Here is a 16,238-nt window from a genome sequence, read left to right on the forward strand (position 1 = left end):
GGCTTCGTAAAGGACGTAAATATATCAGCCTTCCCCGCAGGAACGTTTATTCTCTTCAATCGTTCTGACATAGCCGGTCACCGTCCACATGTGCTCGTTCATCCGACGTCGAGCATCCCGCGTATCGTGCGACATTATCGCCCGAACCAGATTCCGGTGCTCCTGATCAATGCCTTTTGTGGATTTTTCCTTCTGCATGACCAGAGCCCGGATATCCGTGATCATGTTCTCAATCAATACGGAGGATGCGCACAGTACCTGATAGATCATGGGATTATCCGCAATTGAGGCGATCTTCAGATGAAGCTCCCGGTCAAGAGACGCACGCTCCCGGTCATTCTCCTCCTGGTCCAGCCTTTTGAGATACCATTCCAGCTCGGCAGTGTCCTCCTCGGTACATTTTTCGGCCGCAAGAGAGGCGGATTCCACTTCAAGTGAAGAACGCAGCTGCTGCACCTGCGTTACTGTGCTCCGGTTCATCCGGAACAGAAGCGTAAGCGGTGTGATCATACACTGATTGAAGTCGTCTGTAATATAATTCGCGCCCCCCTGCACCGAATGAATGATGCCGAGCAGCCGGAGAGAATGAAGTGCCTCACGCACCACCGGCCGGGACACAGCCATCTGCTCCGCCATCTTCCTCTCCGTGGGGAGCGCATCTCCCTCATGAAGCAGGCCATCTTCGATTGCCTTTATGATCTGATCGAGTATATCATTCACCGCATCTTCTTTATTTACTTTTTGAAAAACGACCTGCTCTGTCATCTGTTTCTCCCCGTTTTACATCCTGTCTTTATACAATAAACCCCCATGCGATAAGTCGTGCCACAAACTGTATACGTCCCCGCGTCACACACTGTATAAGCTGCGGATTGCTCCGTGCTTCGCAGAATATTATCTGTGACGCCCTGCCTTGCAGGACATGCAGGTTTACATATTTTCTGTTTAGATTCATATCCTCTACGCTTACTTATATTACCACAAAATTTCCCGATTTCGAGAAGAGCTCCTTCTGTTTTTTCGTTTCGGGGCCCTTTGGGAGCTTCATTTCCGGCATGTCTCCGTTCGTCCTTCTCGGGCTTTCCTTACTCTCATTGATCTTCAGCTTCCAGGATCCCGGGCAGAACGCAGACGGTCACAGTCGCTGTTTTTGTCTTGTTCATCCGGGAAATCATCATTGAATTTCAATATGTGCGGTGTTATATTGGTATTACCAATCAAAGCAACAATCATGGTAAATATACCAGAAGGAGCAGTACAATGGGGTACGTTAAATGGAGCTATGAAACACTGAATCGTTTTTGCGCCGATGTTTTTCACAATTTCGGATTTTCCGATGAAGAGGGAAAAATCATCAAGGATGTTCTGCTGACCGCTGATCTCTACGGAATTGAAAGCCACGGCATGCAGAGGATGGTCCGCTACCACAAGGGAATTGAAAAGGGAACAATTCATCCGACCGCAAAGCCCGAAGTTGTATTTGAGACACCCGTATCCGCAGTTATTGACGGACATAATGGAATGGGCCAGCTCAATGCTTATTTTGCAATGAATAAGGCAATCGAGAAGGCAAAGACCACCGGTGTCGGAATCGTATCCGTCCGCGAATCCAATCATTTCGGAATTGCCGGATACTACGCAAAGATGGCAAGTGACCAGGGACTGATCGGTGTCGCCGCGACAAACTCTGAGGCGATCATGGTTCCCACGTTCGGAAGAAAGGCAATGATCGGCTCCAATCCGATTGCGGTTGCCGTTCCTGCCGACCCGTTCCCCTTCCTTTTCGATGCATCTACAACAGTTGTCACCAGAGGAAAGCTGGAGATGTACAATAAAGCCGGAAAACCGCTTCCGGAAAGATGGGCTCTCGACGCCAACGGTAATCCGTGCAGCGACGCGCCGACCGTTCTGTCCAATATCGTAGCAAAGAAGGGCGGCGGCATCATGCCGCTTGGTGGAAATGATCCTCTGACCGGAAGCCACAAGGGTTACGGATGGGGCATGGTCTGCGAAATCCTCAGTTCCATCCTCTCAAACGGCGTGAACTCGGATCAGTGCTGCACCTTCAAGGATAAAACCGGAATCTGCCATGGCTTCATCGCGATCAATCCCGCCTTCTTCGGAGATGCGGAAGCCATCAAGAAGAACTTCTCCGATTACCTTCAGAGACTTCGTGAGAGCCCGAAGGCAGAAGGTCAGGAACAGATCTATACGCATGGAGAAAAAGAAATTTTTGCAGAAAAAGACAGAAGAGAAAACGGTATTCCGGTAAACGACAATACCATGGTAGAGCTCAGCAACCTCTGCTCCTACCTGCACATGGACTTCAGCAAATACTTTGAGGGATATCAGGTCAACAAAGATTCCAAATTCTTCGCCGGCAATTACTGATTTCCTTTACAGCAATGCCTCCGGAGTGGTAACCTGTTCCGGAAGGCATATTGCGGCTGGACAAATTCTGTACGGTAACGGTTTCCACACAATAACCATTAATTTGACGATAACCAATATTTTTGTACAGCAGCAATTCTTATTCGGTAACAATTTCAATTCATATTCATAAATTCATATTCATATATGGAGGATAATCAAATGGATTACGCAAAGGAATCCCTGAAAAAGCACTATGAGTGGAAGGGTAAAATTGAAATCAAGCTGAGAGCTGAAGTAGACAGCGCCGAGGCGCTGAGCCTTGCATACACCCCGGGTGTTGCGCAGCCCTGTCTTGAGATCCAGAAGGATATCAATAAAAGTTACGAGCTGACCAGAAGATGGAACACCGTCGCAGTTGTAACAGACGGCTCCGCAGTACTCGGCCTGGGCGACATCGGACCGGAGGCAGGAATGCCGGTTATGGAAGGAAAATGCGCGCTCTTCAAAGCTTTCGGCGATGTAGACGCAATCCCGATCTGTGTAAAAACACATGATGTAGACGAGATCGTAAAGACCGTTTCTCTCATTTCCGGATCCTTCGGCGGCATCAACCTCGAGGACATCGCTGCTCCGAGATGCTTTGAGATCGAAGAGAAGCTGAAGAAGTGCACCGATATTCCGATTTTCCATGATGACCAGCATGGAACCGCGGTTATCACCCTTGCAGGCCTGATGAATGCGCTCAAAGTTGTCGGCAAGAACATCGAGGATATCAAGATCGTCACATCCGGTGCCGGCGCTGCCGGAATCGCTATCATCAAGCTTCTGATCTCCATGGGTCTCAAGAATGTTATCATGACTGACCGCAAGGGCGCAATCTATGAGGGCCGTGAAGGACTGAACCCGGTCAAGGAAGAGATGGCGAAGATCACAAACCGCTCACATGAGTCCGGCACTCTGGCAGACGTCATCAAGGGAGCTGATGTATTTATCGGTGTTTCCGCACCCGGCACACTGACTCAGGATATGGTTCGCAGCATGGCAAAGGATCCGATCATTTTTGCGTGCGCAAACCCGGTACCGGAAATTTATCCGGATGACGCAAAGGCTGCAGGCGCAGCAGTTGTATCGACCGGAAGAAGTGACTTCCCGAACCAGATCAACAACGTTCTCTGCTTCCCGGGCATCTTCCGCGGAGCTCTGGATGTACGCGCATCCGACATCAATGACGAGATGAAGATCGCCGCTGCAAAGGCAATCGCCGGCCTTGTCTCCGACAAGGAGCTTTCCGCAGATTACATTCTTCCGAAGGCATTTGATCCGAGAGTAAAGACTGCCGTTGCCGAAGCTGTCGCTAAGGCAGCCCGTGAGAGCGGAGTCGCAAGAATCTGAATATAATATTTTGACACAAATATTCTGACACAGTCAGAAAGGCTGCCGCAGCTTGTTTTCCTGTACGGATCACATCGCTGCGGCAGCCTTTTTTTACGCGAACAGTGAGCCGCAGCCGAATGTGAAGTATTCGTGTGCGGCGAGCGTCGCGATAGCGAGATAAAACTCGCGCAGCGTGTTTTATCTCTTTGCATTTTTCACGCTGTGTACTTTTGACTTTCCAGGGAGCATTTCTCCACCTTCTTACAATACATCCGTCAAAGCCACTCGCATCACGTATTTACAGCTTATCACGCTGTATTTTCTGGCAGACTATTACACCGCGCCCTTCCGCCTTATCACACGGTATTCTGCCAGCCTGCTGCATCGCGTCGTTCCAGCTCACATAGGATTCGTCAGCAATCCCCCGGATTCTGTCCCAGTCCTTTTCATAGCTGCTCTCGAACATCGCAACGGTATAATACCCGGCACCTGAAGCGGTTTCCAGACAATAGGCAGCATCCTCAAACACCGCCACATCGGACGGCAGGAGAGAGGTGCCTGTCTCATCGGCCATTTTCTCCCTGCAGAAATCATAGATGTCCGGATCCCGCTTTCCCCTGCCGATTTCCTCACAGCTCACAAAAAAGTCAAAATATTCCAGAATTCCGTTCCGCCGGAAACACGCCCTGGAAAGCGCGGTGTCATTTGCCGTTGCGACGCACATGCGCACACCCCGTTCCCGGAGGCTTCGGAGATAAGCGGCGGCTCCCTCCTTCAGCGGAATGTCCTCCTCGTAGTGCTTTCGTATCAGAGCGAACATTTCTTCCATCACTTCTCCGGGCGTTTTCGCAAGACTGTATCTGTGAATGAAATACGCCGAGCTTTCGGACATTGTCATGGTTTCGATCGGCGCAAGATCCTCCCGGGATGCATGAATGCCCAGACCGCCGAGATAATCCTCCGCGAGATGATCCCAGTACCGCATCGAATCCGCCAGCGTGCCGTCCACATCAAAAATCGCGTACTTTTTCCGCATTTCTCTGTTCCTCCTGACACCGGATGCCCTGATCCACCTTCTCCGGAGTCATATTGAAGACGGCATCGATCAGATCTGTGCGGAAGGTGGCGTTTCCGGTTCCCTTCTCCAGACGCTTCTGTTCCGCGATCTCTCCCGCAAGGCCCATCACCGTCATTGCACTCACGACAGCGCGGAAGGAATTCTCTCTGTCGGCACCGCAGAACGCTCCGATCAGCGAAGTAAGCATGCATCCGCTTCCGGTAATCCGTGCCATCGTTGCGCACCCATTATGGAGAATCACTGTCTGTTCTCCGTCAGTCACGATATCTGTCTCTCCGGATACGGCTATGACGCTTCGGATCCGCAGAGCCAGTTTTTCGGCCATCACAATACTCTTCTCGAGATTATCTGCGGTAATCTCATCCTCCGCGCTGACATCCACGCCCCTCCCGGTTTTCGCCTCAAGGCCTCCTGTCTCAATCGCACGGATCTCAGAGGCATTTCCCCGGATTGCGGTAAAATGGACCGTCTCCAGAAGCTCCCGGATGCTGTACCGCCGCAGCGTTGTGCTGCCGGCAGCGACCGGATCCAGAACAACCGGGATTCCCAGCTCATTCGCATGCTGTCCGGCAATGATCATGCTGTCTACCGATTCAATCGCTCCGAGATTGCAGACAAGGGCATTCATTCCCTCCACTCCCTCGCGGACCTCGCGAACATCCATCGTCATCGCCGGTGTTCCTCCTGCCGCAAGAATGATATTCGCGCAGTCATTGACCGTGACAAAATTTGTGATACACTGCACCGCAGGCTTCGTTTCCTGCACTTTTCGAAGAGATTCTCCATACTCCATCTGTTATGATTCCTTCCATAAAATGCTTCATCATTTTTTCAGTGGACTTCCCGGCCGCGGAAAATTTTTCATTTGTTCAGCTGCGCCTGCATCTTCGGCAGCGCCTTGGATCGCTTCAGCACCAGGAGAACCGCAATGGCGAGGGTTGCCCCCATCGCAGATGCTGGGCCGTAGTAGGGGATAAGATAAAAAATCGCGTATTTAATGTGAAGTGCCAGATTGAAAATCACGCTTGCCAGTACCGCGCTGATGAATCCGGTTCCGATGACTTCTCCGACCCATGCTGCCCAGAGCTTATGCGTTTTTCTATACAGAATACCGGAAAGCAGGGCACCAAAAATCGCGCCGATCACAGCCTGAAAATCACAGCCGACCAGAGCCACCCGCATGCAGCCCGTCAGAAGAGCTGCGATGAAATTATACCACGGGCCCAGAAAAACCGCCCCCATAACGTTGCAGAAGTGCTGAAACGGAGCCATGTGCGGAAACCATACAAAGGTATTCAGCACAAATCCGAGACACGCGAGCATCGCGGTAAATACCATTTTCTTCAGAGACAGCTTTCCTGCCCGTGACCCTTCCGGAAGCGAGGCAGCAGCAGAAGCTGCATTCTTTGCAGAAACCGTGGTTGTGTTCCATTTGTTTTTCATGATCATATCCCTTCCTTTTTAAGATTTAAAGAAATTGATGACGCGCCGGCTGATTGTCACTATGATCACCGGTCCGGACGCGAAACGAGATAAAACACGCTGTGCGAGTTTTATCTCGCTATCGCGACGCTCGCATAAAAAAACAGACTGCCAAACGACAGTCTGCATAATTACGCATGATCACAGCGATGCTCCCTACGTTGGCATTATCCAAATCAGGTTAATGGGTCGACAGCTGAAATCCGTCCTCTCAGCCCGATGCATCGGGCTCCCCAGTCTGTTTCTCTTGATTTTTCTAAAGCGTTCTGCTTTAACGGTGCTATTATAACACAATCCATTCAGAAAGTGCACACAAAATGTCAATCTATTGTTTCTGAACTGAGCTTCTGTCCAATCTGATATGCATTTTTCAGGTCCACAGGGAAATTCTTTTCATGTGATAATTTCTTTTTGGCCTCATCAAAGCTGCCCATATTAAACTTTGAATAATCAGATACCTGCAGTGTATCCTGACTGCTCCCACGGGCAAGCCCGTGGGGTTCTGGTTGCCAAGTTTAGCTTGTAATCGTACACCATTTTCAGGCCTTGGAGTTACAAGTGTAAATCTGTTTGAATCAGGACTTTCATTACCAAGCAGTCCAACGACCACATTAGCGGTAAATTTCTGCTTTTCAGCAAGGAAGTACAGTCAATCTCCCTGATATTGAATTGTTAAGCTACTTTAATTCCGCTATTCAGTATCTTGATTTTATTAGCCTTAATCCATGTGATTAGGGCTTTTTCTTTGTTGTATTGAGCCTTAAATTCTGTAATACATTTTTCTTTATCTATGTTCTGTGTTCTATAATCGTAGCAGTAAAGCAGATATGATGAATACCAGTCTCTTTGTACTTCAGTACCATCACGAAGTTTATACAGCCTGTCAGACAATTTCTTTTTAATGTAATCATCAGCCGTATGGTCGTACTGGCTTGCTCTGTAATTGTTCGGAACTTCTATATATGTACCACCTGTGACCTTAAACTTCTTTTCTACTGTAGTCTGAAATCCAGAGGGGCAGCGGTTCTTTATGGATTTACCGAAACGCTTTTTCTTATTGAACTTTCCTTTGTTATTAATGGTAGTTTCTTTAGTTCGTTTCATCAGCTTGCCTGCATTTTTAGGCTCTGTCACAAATATGTCTCCGAGACTTCGCAAATGGTTAGAATCCTCATTTATTGCGAGCTGCCTGTTTACTGCATTGATACGGCACAATTCAGCATGTTTAGATTTCAGCTTCTTATAATGATTTGAATATTTCCAGGTCTTACGACCTTTCTTAATAGTGCCATCATCATTATAATTCTGTGGATTCGCTGCCCGCCTTGACCTCTCCATGGCGCGGTAAAGGAGCCGTTCCTTTCTTTCGGATGTCTGGATACTGTTACCACGCTCCGAAAGATTTTTTAAGCCAACCTCGGTATCTGATGTATATGCAACCGTCTGCGTTCCGATATCAGCGCCTATCGTACCTTTGCCGTATATGTGACGGGGATTGCCGTACTTGTCATATTTAGGCATCGCTTTTCCTTCGATGGTTAGATGTAGATATAGTCTGTATTTACCTCTTATCAGCTTAGGCACGAGAGTAGCATAGCATGGTCTGTATGTGTCTATGCAGCAGGCATCTTCGATAAGTGTATTAACAGCTTTATTATTTATGTTCTCTGGTTCGGCAAGATAAGATAAAACGGCAGCTACTTCATCCTGTTGAAATCTGTCATTTACCTGTATTCCAAACATAGTTTTACCAAGCCTGAATTGCAGTTTATTATCCTTAACGGACATTGAGATGCCACGGTTTATCTGTTTTGCCCTGATGCAGGGTAAATCTCCATATTTTGAAAAATGTATTGTTTTGCCATTATCATAGAGGCATTTTTCGATACCACGCCATACATCCTCAGCTTTGGTGAGGGCGAATATAGCATCTATACCATATTTCTTGCCTATCGGAATCATGGACTTTCTGCAAAAATCCCATGTGACGTTATATTCAGACTGCATTTTATTAAGCTGTTTTGCCAAAACCCTACGTTTATCTTTGTCTTGAGTATTGCCATATAATTTAAGCAGTTTACGGTATCTTTTCGTACGCAGGAGCTGGTCATAATTCTTTCTCATAAGCCCGACAAGTTCATTGCCTGCTTTGCGTATCTTATCAGAAAGAGTAACTACCTTCACGACATCAGAATATGGCATATCAGTTTCAGCAACAAGGATATGCCTGTCGGAAAGTTTATGAAATTGCTTCAATATTTTCCTATCTTCTTCAGTCATGAATTTTCTGTTCCTCGATATATTTCTTAACTGTAGCTTCGCTTATATGTCCTGACGTTGATACAAAATATCCCCTTGACCATAATACTCCACAACGGGAGTAAAACTGTTTCAACTGCGGGAAAACCTTAAACATTTCAATAGCGCTGATACTTTTAAGCGTCCTTACTATATCACAGGGAGCAACTGTCTGCGAGCAATCCACGAATATATGTATATGGTCTGGCATCACTTCCAATGCTTTGATTTCATATCTGTATTGATTGCAGATGTCAGCAAGGATGTTTTTTAGTTTATCGTCAGCACCTTTCTACAAGACAGAAAATCTGAACTTAGGGCACCAGATGATATGATACTGCGTCAGATATTTACAATGCGAAGCACTATGATATTGTTCCTCGCTCATTGTCTTTTTCTCCTAATTGATATTTTTCCTGAATCCCTCTGCGCATCAGGTCAAGAAATGTAATGGTTTCACCTTCCTCGACAGAATAGATGCGTGCAAGGTTCTCAAGCTGGGTCTTCCATTCAGACGGGATAGAAATATTGATTTGTACGTTATTACTTTTAGAACGTGCCATTATTTATAATTCCTCCATGCTTTCAAAAGTTCATTTGCTGTAAAATCATGCTCTAAGCCTTCTGATTTCAGCAGATTTTTTACAAACTCTGCATCGAATTTATCATCAGGAGCCATAGTGCCTTTTGCCATTTCAAAGGCATAATCATCCATCAGTTTTACGAATGATTTATTTTGTTTCATCCAATTTTTTATATGCTTCTTTTTGGCAAGACGCTCATTATCTTTACTCTTATCTCTGTTCTTGTAAGAGTATCCAGCATATGCTTTTTGGGCTGTCTTATACCCATATCCTTGAGCGTCATCAAGCACTTCGCCCGTATTGGCGTCCACAATACAAAATCTTGTTTCTGTTGTATCATAAGCAGGATGATTTTCCCACGGCTCGTTATTATTTATGACTTCATCTTTCACGTTTCGCTTTCAGCCAGTTTCAGAAAAACAGTTGCGGCTGTCGGCAGAATGTGATCGTTAAAATCATACGCAGGCTGATGCGGCATAGGCCAGTTGGTGCCGTTTCCGACGTAGAACATAGCGCCGGGGCGGATTTTCGTGTACCATCCGAAATCTTCCGAGGGTCTCCATGGCTGCTTCATGTTTACGCAGGAGCAGCCGGCTTTCACCGCTGCCCTGCGAATCTTCTCTGCGCAGCGGGGATGATTGATCGTGGCGGGAAAGGGATCAAATTCTTCAAACGAGACTGTCAGCCCATACTGATCTGCCAGTTTTTCTGCCTGTGTGCGCAAAGTGAGATCCATATTTTCCAGAACATCATCTGCTTCTGCTCTCAGTGTAAAAGCAATTTCACCTTGTCCCGGAGAAATGCCAAAATCCCGGCTGCCTTCCTGTATGCTGACGACTGTGCAGAGGCACGAAGAGGATTCTTTATTGATTTTTTCCGCATAGAGAGCCATAGAACCAAGTGCAGAAGCCGGGTTGCGACCATTTTCGGGAGTTCCGGCATGAGCACTTTCACCGGTAAACTGCACCAGCAGACCTTTGGAGGCACATTGCGTCAGACGGTCACGAACCATCACGGCATTTTCCGGATAACCGCTCAGGTTATGAAAAGCATATACTTCACTGATACCTGTCTCGCTTACGAAATCAGCACAGATTTTTCCTCCTTGGCCGGTTTCTTCCGCAGACTGGAAAATCAGATACACAGGACAGCGGACAGCCGCATCCTGTTCCAGAAGTACGGCCACAGCTGCCAATACAGCACAATGGCCGTCGTGCCCGCATTTATGTGCGATATTGGGTTTGGCCGATCCATAGGGCAGGGAAATAGTTTCTGGTATGGGAAGGGCATCCATATCCGCGCGGAAGGCGATTGGTGATGCTCCGTTATTTAATTTTGGTTCATACAGGGCATAGAACCAGGTTCCTTTATCCCTGATTTTCAGATGTGTGTTCATACAGATAAAGCTTTTCAGACATTCTTTCGTTTGAAACTCCTGCCCCGATAATTCCGGATATTTATGCAGTTTATGTCTAAGAGCTGTAATTGTTTTCCATAAGTCATCCATGTTATGTTTCCCTATCTTGTTTTTTATTACCGTTTAAGCTGGATTCTCCCGAAGAAAGAATGTACCTATATCTACTAAACAGCAGATAAATGTACTCCTGTTTACAGGAGAAAGTATGTTGAAAAAGGCTTTTTTAATTATTATAGGATGATTTTCGGTTTTATCCAATGAGGATTAAGATTCACCTGCCTATAACCTTATGGGTAGAATATTTCTTTCAGCTCCGGTTATAGAATACCGCGCCGAAAAAAGTCACGGAGCCTGGTCCGTGCAGATACCGGATCCCTGCCTTTTGGAGTTCCTGTTCCTGGGGGCAAATATCGACGCTGTCCAGGTTGCCGGCAGATTTGGAATCAAGGCAAACCGTGCTGTCCGGTATGAACACGATGGGGTCGGTACGAGACTCAATTATGAAGTCATGTCAAAGGCGGTCAGCTATGCCAGGAGCGCCCCTTCCGCAGCAGATATGGAATGTGCCCTTGATAAGGAAGGGCTGCTTGCACCAATCCGTGAAGATTATAAGCGGAGACACAAACGGTAATGCGCACAGTTTGTTGACAGAGCGGAACCTGACCGGCAGACCCGTTGATGATATGGAGAACTATAAACATAAACTTCCCACCGTGGAAAGTTCAGTTGAAAACTCAATCGTTTAGCCGATAAAAAAGGCATAAGTCCTTTGTCTTTGGTATAATAGGGTCAGAAAATGAGTCATTCTCCCGGTTAAACGGTTGAGTTTTCAAGAAATACGCCCACTTTTCATGTTGGGAGTTTAAAGTTAACTGTATTGAAGCAGACAAGGAGTACGAGATATGCACGAAATCTATCAGGCAGGCAGACATGTTCTTCATATTCAGGAAACAGACGGCACGTTTTTCAGCATCATACACGGAGACAAGCTCGCGATCATCTCAGATACTGCCTACGGGATTGGGGACAACCGTGGTTTTATCGAAGCTCATATAAATACCCCTTACATCGTTATCAATACCCATGGCCATGCAGATCACGTGCAGGGAAACTGGCAATTTGACGAAGCCTGGATGCATCCGGCGGACCAGCCAGCCTATGAAAGAGCCTGCAGCAGGATACAGAGGATCTCAACCTTTTACCAGTATACAGCGTCCTACGGCGTACCCAGGGAGCGGAAGGACGCCTATATCGCCGCGCCACGCACCGTCATCCATCCTCTGCAGGGCAACGAACGCTTTGATCTGGGCGGCGTCCATGTCTCTGTTCACCATTTTCCCGGACATACCAGAGGTGAGATCGGGCTGCTCGTGGAAGAGGACCGGCTGCTCCTCTCGGGCGATTCTTTCAGTGACGACTGCTTTATGTTCTGGGATAATCATGACTCCATGGAGGCTCTGCAGGAATCCCTGAAAAAGGCTCTTCACCTCCCCTTTGATACATACCTCGGAAGTCATACGACGAAAGCTCTTCCCAGAGAATTTCTCTCCACTGTGCTTGAAAACGCCGAGAAACAGGAGATTGTTCCCGGATCGGAAGAAGTTATTCTCGGTGTAAAAACACTCACCATTCAGGCAGAAGGACCGTTCGGCATCTCAAAAATCCGGATTCCGGACGTCTGACAGCAGCCGGCCCTGCATGAACGCTGACAAATTCCTCTGCATCCATTGATTCCTTCGGCCTTCTAAGGACATCTCACTGTAACCATTATCTTATCCAAAATGATAAGAATATTTTTTCCGGAACCCGGTCTTCGGAAACGGCCGGGTTGAATGATACGTTCGAATTCGCATTTACATAATTGTATATTTTGCTGCCCATTGTGCGTATTTTTGCATTTGCTATCTGTCATAATAAAATCATCCTTAATCACGAAGAGACATCAAGATCTGTCTTTTCATCTCTTCATTCATAATTCTTTTCAAATGATGACATTTACGATAAGGAGGATTTTTATGAAAGGTTATTCAATCAGCGATGGCTTTATGGGATATGTTGACGGTGGGTATATGCTTTTTGCGTGTGAATCCGAGTATATAGATTATATTGAAGAGGAAGACGAGGAATCCTCTCTCAACTGAACCGCCTGTTTTCATCCATTCATTCCACAAGCTCTCTGACATTTGTTCAGTGTGCACATAGTATCCTGCAAAATTCGGGAAAATAATGTATACATTACGAACATATTTGTGTTACACTTTCCAATGTAATGGTCTACTAAAGTTATATATACCATATCATTTAAGATATTCTGCATATGATATGGCATCAACTGTAAACCGAAATAAGTGAAAGAGGTAAATGGAAATGGCAGTTAGAAAAAGCACAGTTAAGGCAGATGTAATTCTTCAGTACGGCGGCAGACAGTATACCGAGAAGGATATCATCGACAGAGTAAAGGCAGCCGCTCCCAAGGCGAAGGATCTCACCATCTATGTAAAGCCCGAGGAAAACCGCGCTTACTACGTTGCGGACGGAGATGCCGATAACTTTGTAGAACTTTGATCGGACATATCAACGTCCCGGATTTTTCACAGAAGATCCCGAAGGCAGCCGGATCCCTTACAGGGGTGCGGCTTTCTTTTTTGCCGACGCACAGCATCGAATTGTGATAAAATACACATCAGATCATAGATAAGAAAGAAGGTTATACAATGAGTAAGCTTGGTGGAAAGAACAAAGACAGCAAGAAGGCAGCAGAGAAGAAGATGAAGCAGCAGCTTGCAGCTCTGGCGCGCAAAAACGCGAAGAAGAAGAAATAATGATCCCTGAAGCAGACAGAAAGGAATAATAAGATGCCCTGTACTACTATACTGGTCGGCCGGAAGGCCACCTATGACGGTTCTACCTTTATTGCACGAAATGATGACTCTCCCTCCGGGAAATACACCCCGAAGAAATTCACGGTCGTCCATCCCGAGGAACAGCCGCGCAAATATCGCTCGGTTCTTTCTCATGTAGAAATCGACCTTCCCGACAATCCGATGCGCTACACCGCGGTGCCGAATGCACTGGAAGGCGAAGGAATCTGGGCTGCCAGCGGGGTGAATGAAGCCAATGTGGCCATGACCGCCACGGAGACCATCACAACCAACGAACGCGTACTCGGCGCAGATCCGCTTGTCGAATTTGTTCCGGCAACGGACGGAAGGCCGGAAGTTCCAGGAGGAATCGGCGAGGAGGACCTCGTGGTTCTCACCCTTCCCTATATCCACACCGCACGCGAGGGAGTAACCCGTATGGGAAGTCTTCTCGAGAAGTACGGTACCTATGAATCCAATGGAATGGCTTTTCAGGACAAGGACGAAATCTGGTGGCTCGAAAGCATCGGCGGTCATCACTGGATTGCCCGAAGAGTACCGGACGACCGGTACGTCATCATGCCGAATCAGCTGGGAATCGATGAGTTCGACATGGACGACGCCTTTGGCGAGCAGAAGAATTATATGTGCTCCGCAGATCTTCGTGAATTTATTACCTGGAATCATCTGGATCTCACCGTAAAGGACGAGGCACAGGATTTCGAAGTCGGATTCAGCAGATCATCCGGAGATTCTCCGTCACAGTCAGACACCGCTTCCGATTCCGGAACTCACGCGGCAAAGCACTGGACCTTCAATCCCAGAGATGCATTCGGAAGTCACGATGATGCAGATCATGTATACAATACACCGCGCGGATGGTATATGGCCCGTTACCTGAACCCCCATTTTGCTTCCTGGGACGGCCCTCACGCGGACTATCGACCGGATTCGGATGATATTCCATGGAGCCTGACTCCGGAGCGGAAGGTCACGCCCGAGGACGTGAAATATCTCCTTTCCTCTCATTATCAGGGCACTCCGTACGATCCCTACGCCTCATATGGAGACAGCAGCAGAAGAGGAGCATACCGCTCTATCGGTATTAACCGCAACGATTTCCTCGCTCTGATTCAGATCCGTCCGTACCAGCCGGAGGAGTTCCGGACCATCGAATGGCTCGCATTCGCTTCGAATGCGTTCAATACATGGGCTCCGATGTACGCCAATGTCACCAGAACCCCGGCGTATCTTTCCAACACCGGAAAGCACGCTTCCACAGATAACTTCTACTGGACAAGCCGTATGATCGCCGCGATGACAGATGCCTCCTATGGAAAGAGCCTCTTCCACATTGAGCGATATCAGCTTGCGGTTGGAGCAAAAGGCCATGAGCTTATCCGTAAATACGACGCTAAGATGATGGACGCACTCGGTGATCCAGTGGCTGCAATCCCCGCTGCAGCTTCCTCCTCAGACAGATCCGAAAGAAATGATCGTATTCATGCGCTTGCCGAGCAGGCAAACCAGGAAATGGCAGATGCATTAAAGGAAGCAGCTGCGGATACGCTTGATAAGGTTCTCTATGAACTGAGCAATCAGATGAAGAATTCCTATTCCAGATCTGACACCTGATCCACAAACAGCAGATAACGAAAAAAGTACCTGATTCATCAGGTACTTTTTTCGTTATCTGAAATTTATCCGAACCAATTCCTGCGATGATTCTCTGCTGAAGTGGGCTTTTATAACCGGTTATCCGGAAGTTCTGCCTTTTTATTCATCAAAAATCATTGTTCTTGCATAATCCTGTCAGATGTCTTGTTAAAGGTTATCATTTTGCTGCTGATTTTTCTCGTCGATCATCAGATCTAACTGGAAAACAGATTGCGGAACATAGAAAAATACAGCATCCAAGTTTCCCTTTTGTTTTCTATTCAGTTGTTGTAAGTATATTTTTCGCTATCTGGCTGAAGTGAGATAAGCGATCCGGCCGCTTTATATTATATATAATAACAACATTTATATTTCTTTTATTTTAGAGAGCCGGAAATCCCTGCAAATAAAGGATTCTCCGGGTTCAGAAAACGAAAAAGCTACTGCTGTCGAACATCAAATTAACTGACAGATAACATTCCGGATAAGTCAGAAGGCGAAAAAACGGAGAGTGGAGGCAACGATTGGGGGAATGCAGATACAGACGGCCGGATTCAGCCGCTAAGTCAGATGACGAAAAGAATACTTCAGAAAGCGATGCCGGTACAGATGACGAAAAAAATACCGGACGGTCCCGATAAGTATCTGAGTCGTTATGATCAGGAGTGATGATGTCAGACAACGAAAAAAATACTCCGCTCAGAAAGCGAAAAAAATACTTTTCAGACCGGATTCAGAAGGCAGACCGGGTGAAAGAAAACGAAAAAATTACTGACTGATGACGAATAAAGTACTGAAATCAAGCAGCAAAGGCAGATCAACAGGAAGGACAATTATTCAGATGACGACATTTGTACTGAATCATCATAGATCGCGAAGGTTTCCTGATGACGAATAATATACTGAAATCAGCCGCTGTTTCCTTCCTAAGGGCTGTTTTTCCAGGGAAAACAGGCATTGCACGGAACCAGAAGACGAAAAAAATACTGTAAACGAGAGGCGGTCAGAAGACGAAAAAACGACTTATGTAAATGGGGCAAGTACTTTTTTCGCCATATGAGAGCGAGATGACGAATAAAATACTGAAATTTAATGAAAAGTTAATCAGTAACTTT

16 protein-coding genes, 1 pseudogene and 1 riboswitch are annotated in these 16,238 nt (G+C 46.8%); of the genes and pseudogenes, 7 read left to right on the top strand and 10 right to left on the bottom strand.

Features of this window, described 5'->3' with window-relative positions:
* Window positions 1-24: 24 nt before the first annotated feature.
* Window positions 25-765, bottom strand: coding sequence for a FadR/GntR family transcriptional regulator (locus tag ACTQ3A_RS03085; RefSeq protein ID WP_441100290.1), 741 nt, complete (start codon window positions 763-765; stop codon window positions 25-27).
* Between the two features lie 495 nt (window positions 766-1,260).
* Here ACTQ3A_RS03085 and ACTQ3A_RS03090 point away from each other — a divergent pair, with 495 nt between their 5' ends.
* Both ACTQ3A_RS03090 and ACTQ3A_RS03095 read left to right on the top strand, forming a co-directional pair.
* Complete coding sequence (locus ACTQ3A_RS03090) at window positions 1,261-2,391, top strand: Ldh family oxidoreductase (protein ID WP_441100289.1); 1,131 nt, start codon at window positions 1,261-1,263, stop codon at window positions 2,389-2,391.
* A 201-nt stretch (window positions 2,392-2,592) separates the two neighbouring features.
* Window positions 2,593-3,765: an NAD(P)-dependent malic enzyme gene (locus ACTQ3A_RS03095; protein WP_441100287.1), complete on the top strand. Its 1,173-nt coding sequence runs from the start codon at window positions 2,593-2,595 to the stop codon at window positions 3,763-3,765.
* A gap of 280 nt (window positions 3,766-4,045) precedes the next feature.
* On the opposite strand, the gene ACTQ3A_RS03100 is transcribed toward ACTQ3A_RS03095, so the two are convergent.
* The 9 genes and pseudogenes from ACTQ3A_RS03100 to ACTQ3A_RS03140 form a co-directional block, all read right to left on the bottom strand.
* Window positions 4,046-4,783 carry an HAD family hydrolase gene (locus ACTQ3A_RS03100; RefSeq protein ID WP_441100286.1) on the bottom strand — a complete coding sequence of 246 codons (738 nt, stop codon included), beginning with the start codon at window positions 4,781-4,783 and terminating at the stop codon, window positions 4,046-4,048.
* Window positions 4,758-5,618 (bottom strand): hydroxyethylthiazole kinase, encoded by an 861-nt coding sequence (thiM, locus tag ACTQ3A_RS03105; protein WP_441100284.1) that lies wholly within the window; start codon window positions 5,616-5,618, stop codon window positions 4,758-4,760. The genes ACTQ3A_RS03100 and thiM overlap by 26 nt, the downstream gene beginning before the upstream one ends.
* A gap of 68 nt (window positions 5,619-5,686) precedes the next feature.
* Window positions 5,687-6,268: an energy coupling factor transporter S component ThiW gene (gene thiW / locus ACTQ3A_RS03110; protein WP_441494015.1), complete on the bottom strand. Its 582-nt coding sequence runs from the start codon at window positions 6,266-6,268 to the stop codon at window positions 5,687-5,689.
* 175 nt (window positions 6,269-6,443) lie between these two features.
* Window positions 6,444-6,553, bottom strand: a riboswitch (TPP riboswitch).
* Between the two features lie 124 nt (window positions 6,554-6,677).
* On the bottom strand, window positions 6,678-6,917 hold the full coding sequence (locus tag ACTQ3A_RS03115; protein ID WP_441495238.1) for a hypothetical protein: 240 nt from the start codon (window positions 6,915-6,917) through the stop codon (window positions 6,678-6,680).
* A gap of 62 nt (window positions 6,918-6,979) precedes the next feature.
* Entirely contained in the window at window positions 6,980-8,587 is a 1,608-nt protein-coding gene (locus ACTQ3A_RS03120) for a hypothetical protein (RefSeq protein WP_441494016.1), read from the bottom strand.
* A pseudogene (gene tnpA / locus ACTQ3A_RS03125) lies at window positions 8,580-8,876 on the bottom strand (IS200/IS605 family transposase); the annotation flags it as partial. The pseudogene tnpA and the gene ACTQ3A_RS03120, both read right to left, overlap by 8 nt.
* Window positions 8,877-8,970: 94 nt before the next feature.
* Complete coding sequence (locus tag ACTQ3A_RS03130) at window positions 8,971-9,168, bottom strand: hypothetical protein (protein WP_441474043.1); 198 nt, start codon at window positions 9,166-9,168, stop codon at window positions 8,971-8,973.
* Entirely contained in the window at window positions 9,168-9,581 is a 414-nt protein-coding gene (locus ACTQ3A_RS03135; protein WP_441494017.1) for a hypothetical protein, read from the bottom strand. Before ACTQ3A_RS03135 ends, ACTQ3A_RS03130 begins: the two co-directional genes overlap by 1 nt.
* Complete coding sequence (locus ACTQ3A_RS03140; protein WP_441494018.1) at window positions 9,578-10,696, bottom strand: M20 metallopeptidase family protein; 1,119 nt, start codon at window positions 10,694-10,696, stop codon at window positions 9,578-9,580. Before ACTQ3A_RS03140 ends, ACTQ3A_RS03135 begins: the two co-directional genes overlap by 4 nt.
* Before the next feature lie 199 nt (window positions 10,697-10,895).
* Between ACTQ3A_RS03140 and ACTQ3A_RS03145 the strand changes: the two genes are divergently transcribed.
* The 5 genes from ACTQ3A_RS03145 to ACTQ3A_RS03165 all read left to right on the top strand — a co-directional run bounded on the left by ACTQ3A_RS03145 (window position 10,896) and on the right by ACTQ3A_RS03165 (window position 15,102).
* The gene (locus ACTQ3A_RS03145) at window positions 10,896-11,237 is read left to right on the top strand and encodes a hypothetical protein (RefSeq protein WP_441495239.1); all 342 of its coding nucleotides are present in this window, start codon (window positions 10,896-10,898) and stop codon (window positions 11,235-11,237) included.
* Window positions 11,238-11,508: 271 nt separating this feature from the next.
* Window positions 11,509-12,288, top strand: a complete 780-nt coding sequence (locus tag ACTQ3A_RS03150; RefSeq protein WP_441100937.1) for an MBL fold metallo-hydrolase — start codon at window positions 11,509-11,511, stop codon at window positions 12,286-12,288.
* A gap of 333 nt (window positions 12,289-12,621) precedes the next feature.
* Window positions 12,622-12,747, top strand: a complete 126-nt coding sequence (locus ACTQ3A_RS03155; RefSeq protein ID WP_441100936.1) for a hypothetical protein — start codon at window positions 12,622-12,624, stop codon at window positions 12,745-12,747.
* Window positions 12,748-12,973: 226 nt separating this feature from the next.
* On the top strand, window positions 12,974-13,171 hold the full coding sequence (locus ACTQ3A_RS03160) for a DUF6465 family protein (protein WP_441100935.1): 198 nt from the start codon (window positions 12,974-12,976) through the stop codon (window positions 13,169-13,171).
* 290 nt (window positions 13,172-13,461) lie between these two features.
* The gene (locus ACTQ3A_RS03165) at window positions 13,462-15,102 is read left to right on the top strand and encodes a C69 family dipeptidase (RefSeq protein ID WP_441100934.1); all 1,641 of its coding nucleotides are present in this window, start codon (window positions 13,462-13,464) and stop codon (window positions 15,100-15,102) included.
* Window positions 15,103-16,238 lie beyond the last annotated feature (1,136 nt).

Source organism: Bilifractor sp. LCP21S3_F8 (assembly GCF_052117805.1).
Classification (GTDB): Bacteria; Bacillota; Clostridia; order Lachnospirales; family Lachnospiraceae; genus Bilifractor.

Bases quoted from the DNA above. Each gene is read 5' to 3' on its own strand.
- ACTQ3A_RS03085 (WP_441100290.1), bottom strand. From the start codon at position 765: ATGACAGAGCAGGTCGTTTTTCAAAAAGTAAATAAAGAAGATGCGGTG.
- ACTQ3A_RS03090 (WP_441100289.1), top strand. From the start codon at position 1,261: ATGGGGTACGTTAAATGGAGCTATGAAACACTGAATCGTTTTTGCGCC.
- ACTQ3A_RS03095 (WP_441100287.1), top strand. From the start codon at position 2,593: ATGGATTACGCAAAGGAATCCCTGAAAAAGCACTATGAGTGGAAGGGT.
- ACTQ3A_RS03100 (WP_441100286.1), bottom strand. From the start codon at position 4,783: ATGCGGAAAAAGTACGCGATTTTTGATGTGGACGGCACGCTGGCGGAT.
- thiM (WP_441100284.1), bottom strand. From the start codon at position 5,618: ATGGAGTATGGAGAATCTCTTCGAAAAGTGCAGGAAACGAAGCCTGCG.
- thiW (WP_441494015.1), bottom strand. From the start codon at position 6,268: ATGAAAAACAAATGGAACACAACCACGGTTTCTGCAAAGAATGCAGCT.
- ACTQ3A_RS03120 (WP_441494016.1), bottom strand. From the start codon at position 8,587: ATGACTGAAGAAGATAGGAAAATATTGAAGCAATTTCATAAACTTTCC.
- ACTQ3A_RS03130 (WP_441474043.1), bottom strand. From the start codon at position 9,168: ATGGCACGTTCTAAAAGTAATAACGTACAAATCAATATTTCTATCCCG.
- ACTQ3A_RS03140 (WP_441494018.1), bottom strand. From the start codon at position 10,696: ATGGATGACTTATGGAAAACAATTACAGCTCTTAGACATAAACTGCAT.
- ACTQ3A_RS03145 (WP_441495239.1), top strand. From the start codon at position 10,896: ATGGGTAGAATATTTCTTTCAGCTCCGGTTATAGAATACCGCGCCGAA.
- ACTQ3A_RS03150 (WP_441100937.1), top strand. From the start codon at position 11,509: ATGCACGAAATCTATCAGGCAGGCAGACATGTTCTTCATATTCAGGAA.
- ACTQ3A_RS03155 (WP_441100936.1), top strand. From the start codon at position 12,622: ATGAAAGGTTATTCAATCAGCGATGGCTTTATGGGATATGTTGACGGT.
- ACTQ3A_RS03160 (WP_441100935.1), top strand. From the start codon at position 12,974: ATGGCAGTTAGAAAAAGCACAGTTAAGGCAGATGTAATTCTTCAGTAC.
- ACTQ3A_RS03165 (WP_441100934.1), top strand. From the start codon at position 13,462: ATGCCCTGTACTACTATACTGGTCGGCCGGAAGGCCACCTATGACGGT.